The organism is Arthrobacter sp. V1I9 (assembly GCF_030817075.1).
Classification (GTDB): Bacteria; Actinomycetota; Actinomycetes; order Actinomycetales; family Micrococcaceae; genus Arthrobacter.
Genome location: NZ_JAUSYU010000001.1, coordinates 3330599 through 3344802, shown reverse-complemented (window position 1 = coordinate 3344802; position 14204 = coordinate 3330599). Strand labels below are relative to the sequence as shown.

Genomic DNA, 14204 nt, shown 5'->3' with positions numbered 1-14204 from the left:
TCAGCCGACAGAGTCCTTCTTTCCCCGGCCCAGCAGCCACTTCCGGTGCTCAGCCATCTGTTCCCGCAGCGCGTGCACAACTGCCGCCACCGCGGGGCGCCGCAGCGAGTCCGGCCGCAGCACCATCCAATACGGCAGCAGTTCGGCGATTTCGGACGGCAGCAGCCGGACCAGGTCGTTGTGCAGGTCGCCCATAAAGCAGGGCAGGAAACCGATGCCGGCTCCTGCGCGGGTCGCCTCCACGTGGACAAAGACGTTGGTGGAGGTCAGGCCGTCGCGCATTGCGGGCACCAGTCGGCGTGGCGCGTCCAGGTCATCCACCTGCAGCATCGAATCCACGAAATAGACCAGCGGATGCTCGTTGAGTTCGGCAACGGTAGTGGGGGTTCCGTGCTCGTCAAGGTAGGCGCGCGATGCGTACATCCCCAGCATGTATTCGCCCAGCCGCACGGCCTCTGCCCGGTGCACCTGCGGTTCGCCCACCACCACTTCGATGTCCAGGCCCGAGCGCTGCTGCAGTGCCCGGCGGGTCATGGTCACCACCTCCACGCACAGCCCCGGGTGGTCGCGGCGCAGCCGTGCCACGGCGGGCGCGGCGATATACGCGCTGAACCCGTCGGTCGCCGTCATGCGGACGACGCCGGTAATCGGGTCGGGTGCCTGCCCGACGGCTCCCAGCGTGCCCATCACAGCTTCCACCTGCTCGGCGACCTGCACAGCCTGGGCTCCAAGTTCCGTCAGCTCCCAGCCTCCGGTGGCGCGGGCCAGGACCCTTCCCCCAAGTGCCTTCTCCAAGGCTGCTATCCGCCGTGAGACCGTGGTGTGGTTGAGTCCCAGGGCCTGGGCCGCCGTCGTGAATTTTGCGGCGCGGGAAACCGCAAGGAGTACCAGCAAGTCATCCGGGTTGGCTTTCATATCTGCAATTCTGCACGCACGTGGTGCTGGATTAGTCATTGTCCGGGCATGTCTGTGCAGTAATACTCAGTGAAGCCATCATTGCTGCGATCACGGCACGTGTCATCGTGGACACCAAGGAGCTTGCTATGGAAAACACTTTGAACGGACGTAAGGCCCTTGTCACTGGCGGTGCCAGCGGAATCGGCGCAGCATGCGTCAGGGAACTGGCCGCAGGGGGAGCGAAAGTGGTGGTGGCCGACGTCGATTCAGCCGGTGCCGCCGCGCTTGCCGACGAGGTGGGCGGCACCGCCTGGACCGTTGACCTGCTGGACGTGGACTCGCTTGCCACCCTGACCCTGGACTGCGACATCCTGGTGAACAATGCCGGGATCCAACGCATCAGCCCCATTGAAGATTTCGATCCGGTGGAGTTCCGCCGGATCCTCGCCCTGATGCTGGAGGCACCGTTCCTGCTGATCCGGGCTGCCTTGCCGCACATGTACACCAACGGGTTCGGCCGCATCATCAACCTGTCCTCGGTGCACGGGATCCGGGCCTCACCCTTCAAGAGCGCCTATGTTTCCGCCAAGCACGGACTGGAAGGGCTTAGCAAGGTCACCGCGTTGGAAGGCGGCGACCACGGTGTCACGTCCAACTGCATCAATCCGGGGTATGTGCGCACGCCCCTGGTGGAAAAGCAGCTCGCGGACCAGGCACAGGTGCACGGCATTCCTGAGTCGGAGGTGCTGGCCAAGGTGATGCTCACCGAGTCCGCGATTAAACGGCTGGTGGAGCCCGGGGAGGTCGCCTCACTGGTCGCCTGGCTGGCATCGGACCATGCCGGCATGGTGACCGGCGCCAGCTACACGATGGACGGTGGCTGGTCAGCCCGGTAGCCGCGCGCCTCTGCCTCTTATTAGCTGGACTGGCCGCCTCAGCGGCTAGTCCAGCTTTTTGAGCTGCCGGTGGTCGTAAAAGAACACTCCCTGGACAGTGTCCACACCCGCGGATGTACCCTGCAGGAATACCACCACACCTTCGCGGCGGCCCTTGAAGGGATCGTCGCCCACCACGGCGTCCCCGATCCTGTAGGGGGACTGCGGTGTGACGATCCTCCGTACCCGGCTCCACGCCTGTGCCGCTAACGAGGTCAGGCTTACAGGCCGGCCCATGCCGGACAGGTCCTGGACAACAGTTCTCACCATGCGTACCAACTCCTTGCGCGCGGCGATCTGCCGCTGCCTGGCGGTGCAGGTTAACCGGAACGCTCCCAGCGCGAGGGCGGCCCTCCAATTCCGGCTGGCACCTTACGCTAACGCTATGTCTTATTCACACCAGTCACACCAGTAACAAGTACTCGCATTTTTGAAGCGCCCACACTTGGCCCGCAACATGTACCTGCAGGAGCGTTTTTGCGGCCCCCGGGTTGGCCATCAGCGCCGGCCGTTGACGATGTCATCGGCGTTCTCGAACGCCCACGCCACGAGCGGAACCAGGAGTGCGCTCAATTCGTACCCGCGCTTTGTGAGGCTGTAGTCCACCCGCGGCGGAATCACGGGCTGGGCCGTCCGCGTCACCAGGCCGTCGCGCTCAAGGGTCTTGAGGGTCTGGGCCAGCATTTTCTCGCTGATGCCCTGGGCCCGCCGTCGCAACTCGCTCCATCGCTGCTCGCCCTCTGACAGGGCCAGCAGGATCAGCACGCCCCACTTGCTGGTGATGTGGTCCAAAACCGTCCGGCTGGGGCACCCGGCCGGGAAAACGCCGTCGGCAAGGGCGGCCGGAAGGGGCGCTGCGTGGTCCGTCGTACCAGCGGTACTTACTTTCATGTCAGTACCTTACCTGAAAGTGCGTACTCTCTTTCGGGAAGTTATTCGAAACCGCTGGGGTTGTGCTCCCTGACAGACACGCGAACAGAAGGAAACTCATGAGCATCGTCATCACCGGAGCAACCGGCCAGCTGGGCCGCCACGTCGTCGAGGCCCTGCTGGAGCGCAACGTTCCCGCCGGGGACATTGTGGCCGCTGGCCGGACCGTCGAAAAGATTGCGGACTTCGCGGAGCGCGGCATCCAGGTCAGGAGCATGGACTATGCGGATGCAGCTTCCGTAGCGGCAGCCTTGAAGGGCGCAACCAAAGTGCTCCTCATCTCCGGCAGCGAGGTGGGCCAGCGGGTGCAGCAGCACCGTACCGTCATCGAGGCAGCGAAGGCGGAGGGCGTCGAGCTGGTCGCATACACCAGCATCGCCAACGCGGATACTACCGGGATGAAGCTGGCCGCCGAGCACCAGGCCACGGAGGCCATTCTGCAGGAATCCGGCGTCCCATTCGTCCTGTTGCGCAACGGCTGGTACCTGGAGAACTACACCGACCAACTGCCCGGTACGCTGGCGCAGGGTGCCATCGCAGGCAGCGCCGGGGAGGGACGGGTCAGCGCAGCGTCCCGCGCGGACTATGCCCACGCGGCGGCCGCAGTGCTGGTCGCCAACGGCCAGGCTGGCCAAATCTATGAACTGGGCGGCGATGAACCGTTCACCATGGCTGAGCTCGCAGCCGAGATCAGCGCCGCGGCCGGCAAAAACATCTCCTACCAGGACCTCCCGGCGCAGGAATACGCCGGAATGCTGGCCGGCTTTGGTGTGCCCGAGGCGTTCGCGGAAATTCTCGCCGACTCCGACCTGGGGATTGCGCGCGGCGACCTCCTGGTGAGCTCCGGCGACCTGCGCAAGCTGATCGGACGTCCGGCCACTTCACTCGCGGAAGCGGTCCGTTCGGCTGCTGCCACTGTGTAACCACTGCCGTGCGTTACTCCTGGCTGCCCGGCCTCCCCGGCCGGGCAGCCAGGACGTGGTGCCCGTGACTACCAGGGTGCCGCACCGAATGCGTCCCTTGTCCTGCTTACCGGCGCATGCTTACCGGCGCCTGCCTACTGGCTCCTGCGGGATTCGGCGACAGGGGGTTCGGTGACCACCGGCAGCGGTGAGGTTTCGTCCACAAGGTCGGCCCGCCGTCGTCCGTCACCCGTGACCCACAGCCGGTAAGCAAGGACCAGGAGCGCCAACCAGGCGCCGCCCACGTAGAGCGCGATCCTTGTGTCTTCGAAGGCGCCCAGGACGGCGATGACCAGTGCCATGAAGGCGATGGTGAGCAGCGAGGCGGCAGGCCACAACGGCGATGGGAATTCCGACGCCGGCAGCCCGGTCCTTGCAATTTCCCGCTTCATCGCGACGTGGGAGGCGAGGATCATCACCCACACCCAGACGGTGGCGAACGTGGCGATCGAGGCGATGAGGACAAAGACGTTTTCCGGAATCACCGCGTTCAGGACCACGCCCACCAGGAGGATTCCGGCCATCATTACCACTGTCATCCAGGGGACGCCGTGCCGGGATACCTTGCCGAATGCCGCGGGAGCGTGGCCTTGCCGGGAGAGCCCGAAAAGGATGCGGCCGGCGCCGAAGATGTCGCTGTTGATTGCGGAGAGTGCTGCCGTGATGACCACGGCGTTCAGGATGTGAGGTGCGGCGGGGATGCCCAGCCCGCTGAAGATCTGCACGAACGGACTGCCGTTGCTGCCGATTTCGTCCCACGGGAAGAGGCTCATGAGCACTCCCAGCGTCAGGACGTAGAACAGCAGGACACGCACCGGGACGGTATTGACCGCCTTGGGGATGACCTTTTTCGGGTTTGCGGCCTCGCCGGCCGTGATGCCGAGGGTCTCGATCCCGCCGAAGGCGAACATCACCACCGCGAAGGATGCCAGCAGCCCTTCAAAGCCGAACGGGAAGAAGCCGCCATGGTCCACGAGGTTTCCGAGACCCGGCGCAACGGTTGCGCCGCCCGCCTGGAAGCCGAACACCACGATTGCTGCGCCGCCGGCGATCATGGCGATGATCGCCACTACCTTGATCAGCGAGAACCAGAACTCCAGCTCACCGAAGACCTTGACGCTGAGGAGGTTCAGCGCGGCCAGGAAAAAGATGATGGCCAGGATCCAGACCCAGCGCTCCACCTGCGGGAACCAGAAACCCATGTAGATGCTGAACGCCGTGACATCGGCGATGGCCACAATCGCCATTTCGAAAACGTAGGTCCAGCCGGTGACAAAGCCTGCCAACGGGCCAAGGTAGCGGCTCGCGTACTGGCCGAAGGAGCCGGACACGGGTGCCGCACGGCCATTTCGCCCAGCGCCCGCATCACCATGAACACGGCCGCTCCACCGATGATGTACGCCAGCAGGACGGCCGGCCCCGCCTTTTGGATTGCTGAGGCCGAACCGTAGAAGAGGCCTGTGCCGATCGCCGAGCCGAGGGCCATAAACCGGATGTGACGCACGTTTAGTCCCCGGTTAAGGACGCTTCCGACGGCGGCAGTTGCGGTTTGTTTCCCGGCCGGACTTTCGCTCTTGGCAGGGCTTGGTGCTCGTTGCATACAAATACCTTCTCGTCTTTGGGAGGGGAGCCGCTAACCAGTTGACCACTTTCGGAAGCGAGGTGATGAGCCTCACGGGGTGTTGGTGTCTTCGATTCCAGACGGAGTGTTGTTTTCTGCCTTCGGGTCTGGGGGTGCGAAACCCTTGACTCGATGCCGGCTTTTCCTTACGTTGAAGGGCCTGCTGTTGAGCCCGGCGAATGACGCAGGCGGAACTGCTCGGGGACTATTTCGGCACCAGCAGCCCAAGGAGACCGAGGATGAAAGCGATCGTGCAGGACGTCTACGGGTCAGCAGCCGTGCTCGAGGTGCGGGACATCGAGCGGCCGGTCCCCGGTGCCGGCGAAGTGCTGATCCGGGTACGGGCAGCCGGCGTTGACCAGGGTGTGTGGCACCTGATGACCGGGCTGCCGTATCTGGTGCGGCTCTTCGGGTATGGCCTGAAGAAGCCCAAGGTTCCTGTGCGGGGCAGGGAGGTGGCCGGCGTAGTGCAGGCTGTGGGAGGCGGAGTAACCCGCTTCTCTGCTGGTGACGAAGTGTTTGGGACCTGCGAGGGTTCCTTCGCGGAATACGTCTGCGCGAAGGAGGGCAAGATAGCGCGGAAGCCTGCCAACCTCTCGTTCGAGGAAGCGGCCGCTTCACCTATCTCCGCCGTCACCGCCCTTCAGGCCGTGCGGGACGCTGGCGGGATAACCGTGGGCCAGAAGGTGCTTATTATCGGAGCGGGCGGGGGAGTTGGCTCCTTTGCGGTTCAACTGGCCAAGGCCTTTGGCGCAGAGGTCACTGGAGTCTGCAGTACCGGCAAGGTTGAGCTGGTACGGTCCCTCGGAGCGGATGCAGTTATTGATTACACCAAGTCGGATATTGCAGGCAGCGGGGTGCTGTACGACGTCATACTCGATACTGCCGGCAACCGGCCGTTGTCCGTCCTGCGGCGCCTGCTCGCGCCCAAAGGCACCCTGGTCCTCATCGGAGGCGAAGGGGGTGGCAAACTCACCGGCGGGATCGAACGGTCACTGGGTGCGCCGCTGGCTTCGCTTTTCTCCGGCCAGAGATTCAAGGGGCTGGTTGCTAAGGAAACACATCTGGATCTCGAAGCCCTAACGGTTTTGCTGGAGGCTGGCAGTGTGAAACCCGCTGTGGACAAGGTGTTCTCCCTGCCTGAGGCACCGGCCGCCATTACGTACCTGCACGAGGGGCGGAGCCGCGGCAAGGTAGTGGTCACGGTCTGAGCCCGGCAGGTTATCCACATCGGCGGCCACTTCAAGACTCGCCAAGCGGGGGCGGATCCCTATCTGCGCAGCATCTTCCAAGGTACTCATGCTTGCCTCGCCGCCGCTTCGATTGCGGCACGGTGTGCCGCCCACTCTTCCGGACTGCGCGGAGTCAGGTTGTGATCCCCGGGGCGTTGCCCCGCGCTCCCGTCAATCAGTTCGCGCAGGATGTCCGCGTGGCCCAGGTGGTGTGCGCGCTCTGCAACCATATGGACCAGAATCTGGTGCAGCGTGACCTTGCGCCGTTCCTCCGGCCACCATGGAACGCTGCCAACAGCGTCAGCCGGCATGGCCTCGATGGTTGCGTCGCTGTGGGCGGCGGCGAAGTGGTGCAGTTCGATGATGTCGTACCGGGATTCCTTCGCCGTCACCCACATATCTGCATCGGGGCTTGCCTCGGCGTCCAGCCAAGGGAGGTGACGCCCGCTCGGACGTCCAAAGACCTCCCCGAAGTAGCCAAGCTCCACGCTGGCCACGTGCTTGACCAAACCCAGCAAGTTGGTGCCGGTGGGCGTGAGGGGCCGGCGGACGTCGTACTCACTGAGGCCATCCAGCTTGCCCAGGAGGTTGTCCCGCCTTACGCGCAAATAGTGATGGAGGATCTCTTTGTCGTCCATAACGGGACTCTACCCAACGGCCAGAGTTCGGACGGACCGGCAGCCCACGGAACAAGGCTCCGAAGGGCGCGCAGCTCCCCGTCCTCCGCAGGAGCTCGCCGAACCGAAGCAGCGTCTGGTATCACAGACAGCAGGATGGGTTAGGCCGCCAAATGGGCGCCGGTACGGGCACAAGCTTAAGTACGGGATCCCGGATAGCGCCGGGATAACGAAGCGGAAACGAAGGAGGACGTGGTGTTGGCTACGGAAGCGGGGCCGCAGGCCGGCAGCGAAGCAAGAGGCGCTGCGAAGGTGGCGTCGAAGGTGCCCGCTGCTGAAAACACCTTGCGGATCCTCAAACTGCTGGCCTCCCGGCGGGGTCCGATGGCGGCGTCGCAAATTGCCTCTTCCCTGGGCCTGCCCCGGTCCAGTGTGTACCACTTGCTCGGCGTGATGGAGGCAAACGGTTTTGTGCTCCACCTCCATGAGGAGCAGCGGTACGGGCTCGGCATTAGCGCCTTCGAGCTCAGTTCCGCGTATTCGCGCCAGGAACCGTTATCCCGGCTGGGCCGGCCACTGCTCGCCTCCTTGGTGGATGTACTCGGCGAAAGCGCCCACCTCGCAGTGCTTCACGGACGGGACGTGCTTTACATTGTGGAGGAGCGGGCCAAGAATCGTCCGTCGCTGGTGACCGACGTCGGCGTCCGCCTCCCGAGCCACCTCACCGCCAGCGGGCGGGCCATCCTCGCGGCCCTGCCCAAGTCGCAGGTTCGGGCGCTGTACCCGAACGCCGCCGCCTTTACCGCTCGGCATGAGGTGGAAGGCGCCATCATGAAGTACTCAGCGCTGTCCTCCCATCTCGACCAGGTGAGGCAGCGCGGTTACGCCACCGAGCACGGGGAAGTTACTCCGGGCTTCGGCTCCATTGCCGCCGCCGTAACGGACCACACAGGATGGCCGACGGCGGCAGTCGCCGTTACGTTCCTCGAGGACAAAGTGCCCGCCCGGGAATGGCCGGTGCTGGCCGGCCGCGTCCAAAAGGCGGCTGACGAACTGTCGGTCCGGCTCCACGGCCGCCCGGGAAAGTAGCGGCCCCACCCCTCACTTGCCCTATCACTTATGGCCCCCAAAGAACGCTTTTGGCGACCAAAAGTGATAGCGCAACAGGAAGGGCGGGCAGGTCTGGAATACCGGACACCACCCGTCAGAAAGCCCTGTATAGCCCGTCCGCAAAAGGCTTTAGTTGATACAGAACCTCTTTCGCACCACAGACGCAACAAGAAAAGGAGCCACCATGGCACCCGCCGATTTCACCACCGGTGCCCGCCCGGTCAAAGCAGCCCGCGGCACCGAGCTCACCGCCAAGTCCTGGCAGACGGAAGCCCCGCTGCGCATGCTCATGAACAACCTGGACCCCGAGGTGGCCGAACGCCCCGATGACCTGGTGGTCTACGGCGGCACCGGCCGCGCCGTCCGCTCCTGGGCAGCATTCGACGCCATCACCCGCACCCTGGAAACCATGGAAAAGGACGAAACCCTCCTGGTCCAGTCCGGCAAGCCGGTGGGTGTGTTCCGCACCAACGAATGGGCCCCCCGGGTCCTGCTGGCCAACTCCAACCTCGTGGGCGACTGGGCCAACTGGCCGGAATTCCGACGGCTCGAGGCCGAGGGCCTGATGATGTACGGCCAGATGACCGCCGGATCGTGGATTTACATCGGCACGCAGGGCATCCTGCAGGGCACCTTCGAGACCTTCGCCGCGATCGCCCGCAAACTCACCGGTGACGAAAACGGCACTCTCGCCGGCACACTTACCCTCACCGGCGGCTGCGGTGGCATGGGCGGCGCCCAGCCGCTCGCCGTCACGCTTAACGACGGGGCCTGCCTGATCGTCGACGTCGACGAGACCCGCCTCCGCCGCCGCGCCGGCAAACGCTACCTCGACGAAGTGGAAACCGACCTCGACGCCGCCATCACCAAAGTGCTCAAGGCCAAGGAAGAACGCCGCGGCTGGTCCGTAGGCTACGTGGGCAACGCCGCGGAAGTGTTCCCCGAGATCCTGCGCCGCCACACGGCCGGCGAGCTGACAGTGGACATCGTCACCGACCAGACCTCCGCCCACGATCCGCTGTCCTACTTGCCCGAGGGCATCTCGGTGGGCGAGTGGCACCGCGAAGCTGAAGCCGACCCCGAAGGCTTCACCAAAAAGGCACAGGCTTCCATGGCCCGCCACGTCCAGGCGATGGTCGAGTTCCAGGACGCCGGCGCCGAGGTCTTCGACTACGGCAACTCCATCCGTGATGAAGCCCGCAAGGGTGGCTACACCCGTGCGTTCGAATTCCCCGGCTTCGTGCCGGCCTACATCCGTCCCCTGTTCTGCGAGGGCCTGGGCCCGTTCCGCTGGGTGGCACTCTCCGGTGACCCCGAAGACATCCGCGTGACCGACGAGGCCATCAAGGAACTTTTCCCGGACAACAAGCACCTGCACCGCTGGATCGACGCCGCCCAGGAGCGCGTGGAGTTCGAAGGCCTGCCGGCCCGCATCTGCTGGCTGGGCTACGGCGAGCGCGCCAAGGCCGGCCTGCTGTTCAACCAGCTCGTCAAGGAAGGCAAGGTGAAGGCGCCGATCGTCATCGGCCGCGACCACCTGGACTCCGGCTCCGTCGCCTCCCCGTACCGTGAGACCGAGGCCATGGCGGACGGCTCCGACGCCATCGCCGACTGGCCGATGCTGAACGCCCTGCTCAACACCGCCTCCGGCGCCACCTGGGTATCCCTGCACCACGGCGGCGGCGTTGGCATCGGGCGGTCCATTCACGCCGGCCAGGTCTCGGTCGCTGACGGCACCGACCTCGCCGCGCAGAAGCTCGAACGCCTCCTCACCAACGACCCCGGCATGGGCGTCATCCGCCACGCCGACGCTGGCTACGACCGCGCCCTCGACGTCGCCAAAGAACGCGGAGTCCGCGTCCCCATGCTCCCCACGGACTCCCTAACCTCGCAGGCGCGGCCAGGGAACCCCATCCGCGTGGCCCCAGAATCCCGCTAACCAGAGCCTTCAACCCGCATCGAGTGCTCCGTAGGTGCCGTTTTGATCCCCCAAAAGGGCACTTACGGAGCACTCGACGAGAAAAAGTAGGAAACAATGACCATCACCACCCACGAACCGCTGACCGTCACCCTCGGCCCCAGCGGCGTCACGCCGGAGGATGTCGTCGCCGTCGCACGCCACAACGCCACGGTGACCATCTCCCCGGAAGCGCTCGAGACGGCAGCAAAGGTCCGTGCACACATTGACGACCTCGCCGCCAGTGACGTTCCGGCCTACGGCATCTCCACCGGCTTCGGCGCCCTGGCCAACAGGCACATCCCCAACGAGCTGCGCACCCAGCTGCAGAAGAGCCTGATCCGCAGCCACGCCGCCGGGATGGGTCCGACCGTGGAACGCGAAGTGGTGCGCGGCATCATGTTCCTTCGCGCCAAGACCCTCGCGTCGGGCCGCACGGGCGTCCGGCCGGTGGTCCTGCAGACCATGGTGGAGGTGCTCAACGCCGGCATCACGCCGCTGGTCCGTGAGTTCGGTTCGCTGGGCTGCTCCGGTGACCTCGCCCCGCTGTCCCACTGCGCCCTGGTCCTGATGGGCGAGGGCGAAGCGGCCGGGCCTGACGGCGAGCTCTACGGCACAGCCGGCCGCCCCGCCGTCGCGGAACTCCTCGCCGAGCACGGCATCGAGCCGGTCACCCTCGCCGAGAAGGAAGGCCTGGCACTGGTCAACGGCACCGAGGGCATGTTGGGTATGCTCCTCATGGCTATCGCCGACCTTCGGCAGTTGCTGACGACGGCGGATATCACCGCCGCGCTGAGCGTCGAGGCCCTGCTGGGCACCGACCAGGTGTTCCTGCCAGAGCTGCACGCCGCGCTGCGTCCCCACCCGGGGCAGGCGGCAAGCGCTGACAACATGCTGCGTGTGCTGTCAGATTCACCGATCGTGGCATCCCACAGAGTGGGGGATTCGCGCGTGCAGGATGCCTACTCGCTCCGCTGCGCCCCGCAGGTAGCCGGTGCAGTCCGGGACACGCTGGACCATGCAGCCCTGGTGGCTTCCCGCGAATTGGCCGCCCAGATCGACAACCCGGTGGTACTGCCCGATGGCAGGGTCAGCTCCAACGGCAACTTCCACGGCGCCCCGGTGGCCTACGTGCTGGACTTCCTGGCCATCGCCGTCGCGGATTTGAGCTCCATCGCCGAGCGGCGTACGGACCGGATGCTCGATCCTGCCCGCTCCCACGGCCTGCCTGCCTTCCTCGCCGCAGACCCCGGCGTGGACTCCGGGCTCATGATTGCCCAGTACACCCAGGCAGGGCTGGTGTCGGACAATAAGCGGCTGGCTGTTCCTGCCTCCGTGGACTCCATCCCCAGTTCGGCCATGCAGGAAGACCACGTCTCCATGGGCTGGCACGCCGCCCGCAAGCTGCGGAAGGCAGTGGAGAACCTGCGGCGGGTGCTGGCAATCGAGCTGGTGACGTCGGCCCGCGCCCTGGACATCCGCACGCAGCTCTCCGGTGGGGTGCTGACGCCGGGACCGGCGGGCGCCGCCGTCGTTGCTGTCCTGCGCCGGGTGGTGGACGGGCCTGGAACGGACCGCTTCCTTTCCCCGGAACTCGAAGCAGCCGACCAGTTCGTCAAAGCAGGGGAGGTGCGCCGGGCGGCCGAATCTGCGGTTGGTGCGCTCGCCTGAGTACGAACAATCTTCAGCACAGGAGCCTAAAGCGTCCGCCTGATGAAATTTCCGTCGACACGGTCATCGGGCGGGCGGGGAGTGTAGTAGAACTGAAGGTGTAGTAAAAGTCACATCAAAGAGGCTGTGGCGTGGAACATATACAAAGGGGTAGAAGTTCAAATGAAAGCACGTGGGGCAGTCCTATCAAGGCGCAATGCCCATTCCGCCGCGGTTTCCGACTGGAGGACCCTCCAGGCCGGGGAACGCGTCGAGATTATCAAGCAGGCGCATGTGGTAGCCACCGGGGAGGTGGAAGAAGTGTCCCAGAGCGGGAACGTTCTGTGGCTCGTGCCGGCTGGTCCGTCCGAGAAGGAGCTCTTTTTGAAGTCCGACGGCGTGCAGGTGCGCCGCGCCTGACAGCCTTAGCAAGCGCAAAAAAGTCCCCGCCACTGCTTGACGCAGGGGCGGGGACTTTTGTTTGTGCGCGGAGAGGCATCCGTCGCAAACTGTCAGGCGGCGATGGCCTCGTAGGTCTCACCGAAAGGCACTGATTCATCCAGCGCTACCGTGTAGCGTCCCGGACGGAGCCGGGTGACCAGGATGCCGCATGCGGCGTCCTTGGCAGCTACCTCGATCAGCTCAGCGACTGCCTCTTCCAGGCCGTCGTGCATTTCGCCTGCAGTGGAAAACTCCAGGTCGATGGTCTGGCTCAGCGGCTCTTTCGTGGAGACGGAAGAGGCCGGAACGCGTTCCAGAGTGGCGGTAGACATGTACTGAACTTTCTGTGTTTTGTCCCCCAGGGCCTACCCAGTCTACCGGCTGCCCTGCCTAATGTCAGATGACTGCCCAATAGAGGGCAAGGCCCGGCTCTTGCGAAACCCGCTTCCTGGAAGGCAGCACAGTCACAAACGGTGCGGTGGCGGAAGAGCTGCCGCCTCCGCCACCATGGTGGTAATCCATCAAGAGTCTCCAAAAAGAAGGAAATACTGTATGAAGATCATGCGCTTGGGGGACAACGGCAAGGAACAGCCCGCGGTCCTGACGTCATCCGAAGACGGAGCCGAACAGTACTTCAGCTTGCTGCCCCTCACCCTGGACGTGGACGGCGCCTTCCTGGCCGCGGGAGGGTTGGGCAGGGTCCGGGCAGCGCTGGACGCAGGTACCCTGCCAATCCTGGCGGAAGCGGCGGCCCTCCGCGTCGGCGCTCCGCTGGTCCGCCCCGGAGCAGTAGTGGGCATTGGCATGAACTACGCCGCCCACGCGGCTGAATCAGGTTCCGCGCCGCCCGAGATTCCCGTGGTGTTCCTCAAACCGACCAACACCGTGACGGGACCTTACGACCCAGCTCCGGTTCCGCCGCACTCCAGCAAATATGACTGGGAGGTGGAGCTGGGCATCGTGATCGGCAGGGAAGCCAGCTACCTCCGGTCCGTTGACGAGGCTGTGGACTGCATCGCGGGCTACGTCACCGCCAATGACTTCTCTGAGCGGGAGTACCAGATCCCCGGGGCAGCCGGCCAGTGGACCAAGGGCAAGACCCTGCCCGGCTCCACACCCCTGGGACCCTGGCTTGTTCCCGCAAGCGCAGTGGACGGCGCGAACCTCCCCCTGCGCAGCTGGGTGAACGGTGATCCGCGCCAGGACTCCTCCACCGCGCAGCTCATCTTCGACGCCCCCACCCTGGTCCACCACTGCAGCCAGTACATGCGCCTGGAACCCGGGGACGTGATCCTTACCGGAACGCCCGAGGGTGTGGCGCTCAGTGGCCGCTTCCCCTACCTCCAGCCTGGAGACGTCGTCGAGGTGGAGGTAGAGGGGCTGGGCCGCCAGCGCCAGGAGCTGTTCCGCGCCTAGTCGCGGTGCGGTGCGCCGTGCCGGGTCGGGCCGGCTGCAGTCCCTAGCCGGCCTTCACCGCCAGGACCGGGCAGTCGGCCTCGAGCAGGATCCGCTGGGACACGCTGCCCATGATGAGCTTGCCCACCGGCGTGCGGCGGCGCAGCCCGATCACGATCAGCTCGGCGTTGTGCTCCTCCGCGGCGTCCAGGACCTCGGCGGCGGCATCGTGGCCACGAACCGGCTGCTTGATCACGTGCTGGATGCCTTGGGTGGCCAGGCGGTCCTCGATGCTCTGGATCTCCGGCTCCTGGGCGTAGCGGTTGTCCACCAGGGCGTCGCCCTTGGAGGAGTTGATAACCAGCAGGGTGGTGTTGCTCTTCCGGGCTTCGTGGATGGCCTGGGTCAGGGCTGCTTCGCCCTCGGGGGTCGGGACGTATCCCACCACGATGGTCAT

14 protein-coding genes and 1 pseudogene are annotated in these 14204 nt (G+C 65.2%); 8 read left to right on the top strand and 7 right to left on the bottom strand.

Annotated features, from left to right (window positions below; genetic code table 11):
* Complete coding sequence (locus QFZ70_RS15595) at window positions 1-915, bottom strand: LysR family transcriptional regulator (protein WP_307096893.1); 915 nt, start codon at window positions 913-915, stop codon at window positions 1-3.
* Window positions 916-1043: 128 nt separating this feature from the next.
* Between QFZ70_RS15595 and QFZ70_RS15590 the strand changes: the two genes are divergently transcribed.
* Entirely contained in the window at window positions 1044-1793 is a 750-nt protein-coding gene (locus QFZ70_RS15590; protein WP_307096891.1) for a 3-hydroxybutyrate dehydrogenase, read from the top strand.
* Window positions 1794-1838: 45 nt separating this feature from the next.
* Here the strand turns inward: QFZ70_RS15590 and QFZ70_RS15585 are convergent, their stop codons facing one another.
* On the bottom strand, window positions 1839-2102 hold the full coding sequence (locus tag QFZ70_RS15585; RefSeq protein WP_307096890.1) for a hypothetical protein: 264 nt from the start codon (window positions 2100-2102) through the stop codon (window positions 1839-1841).
* Window positions 2103-2330: 228 nt separating this feature from the next.
* Window positions 2331-2723 (bottom strand): helix-turn-helix domain-containing protein, encoded by a 393-nt coding sequence (locus tag QFZ70_RS15580; protein ID WP_307096888.1) that lies wholly within the window; start codon window positions 2721-2723, stop codon window positions 2331-2333.
* Window positions 2724-2821: 98 nt separating this feature from the next.
* Between QFZ70_RS15580 and QFZ70_RS15575 the strand changes: the two genes are divergently transcribed.
* Entirely contained in the window at window positions 2822-3685 is an 864-nt protein-coding gene (locus tag QFZ70_RS15575) for an SDR family oxidoreductase (RefSeq protein WP_307096886.1), read from the top strand.
* A 134-nt stretch (window positions 3686-3819) separates the two neighbouring features.
* Here the strand turns inward: QFZ70_RS15575 and QFZ70_RS15570 are convergent.
* Window positions 3820-5324: pseudogene (locus tag QFZ70_RS15570) on the bottom strand (amino acid permease).
* A gap of 260 nt (window positions 5325-5584) precedes the next feature.
* On the opposite strand from QFZ70_RS15570, the gene QFZ70_RS15565 reads away from it, so the two are divergent.
* Complete coding sequence (locus QFZ70_RS15565; protein ID WP_307096885.1) at window positions 5585-6556, top strand: NAD(P)-dependent alcohol dehydrogenase; 972 nt, start codon at window positions 5585-5587, stop codon at window positions 6554-6556.
* A gap of 86 nt (window positions 6557-6642) precedes the next feature.
* On the opposite strand, the gene QFZ70_RS15560 is transcribed toward QFZ70_RS15565, so the two are convergent.
* Window positions 6643-7215, bottom strand: coding sequence for a DinB family protein (locus QFZ70_RS15560; RefSeq protein WP_307096884.1), 573 nt, complete (start codon window positions 7213-7215; stop codon window positions 6643-6645).
* A gap of 234 nt (window positions 7216-7449) precedes the next feature.
* Here QFZ70_RS15560 and QFZ70_RS15555 point away from each other — a divergent pair, with 234 nt between their 5' ends.
* The 4 genes from QFZ70_RS15555 (at window position 7450) to QFZ70_RS15540 (ending at window position 12331) form a co-directional block, all read left to right on the top strand.
* A complete protein-coding gene (locus QFZ70_RS15555; RefSeq protein WP_373461600.1) occupies window positions 7450-8283 on the top strand; it encodes an IclR family transcriptional regulator in 834 nt (277 codons plus the stop codon).
* Between the two features lie 205 nt (window positions 8284-8488).
* The gene (gene hutU, locus QFZ70_RS15550) at window positions 8489-10243 is read left to right on the top strand and encodes a urocanate hydratase (RefSeq protein WP_307096882.1); all 1755 of its coding nucleotides are present in this window, start codon (window positions 8489-8491) and stop codon (window positions 10241-10243) included.
* A 96-nt stretch (window positions 10244-10339) separates the two neighbouring features.
* Complete coding sequence (gene hutH / locus QFZ70_RS15545) at window positions 10340-11932, top strand: histidine ammonia-lyase (protein ID WP_307096879.1); 1593 nt, start codon at window positions 10340-10342, stop codon at window positions 11930-11932.
* Window positions 11933-12094: 162 nt separating this feature from the next.
* A complete protein-coding gene (locus tag QFZ70_RS15540; RefSeq protein WP_307096878.1) occupies window positions 12095-12331 on the top strand; it encodes a hypothetical protein in 237 nt (78 codons plus the stop codon).
* A 92-nt stretch (window positions 12332-12423) separates the two neighbouring features.
* Here QFZ70_RS15540 and QFZ70_RS15535 read toward each other — a convergent pair whose 3' ends face one another.
* A complete protein-coding gene (locus tag QFZ70_RS15535) occupies window positions 12424-12684 on the bottom strand; it encodes a hypothetical protein (RefSeq protein WP_307096876.1) in 261 nt (86 codons plus the stop codon).
* A 220-nt stretch (window positions 12685-12904) separates the two neighbouring features.
* Between QFZ70_RS15535 and QFZ70_RS15530 the strand changes: the two genes are divergently transcribed.
* Window positions 12905-13768 (top strand): fumarylacetoacetate hydrolase family protein, encoded by an 864-nt coding sequence (locus QFZ70_RS15530; protein ID WP_307096875.1) that lies wholly within the window; start codon window positions 12905-12907, stop codon window positions 13766-13768.
* Window positions 13769-13811: 43 nt separating this feature from the next.
* Here QFZ70_RS15530 and QFZ70_RS15525 read toward each other — a convergent pair whose 3' ends face one another.
* Entirely contained in the window at window positions 13812-14204 is a 393-nt protein-coding gene (locus tag QFZ70_RS15525) for a universal stress protein (RefSeq protein ID WP_307096873.1), read from the bottom strand.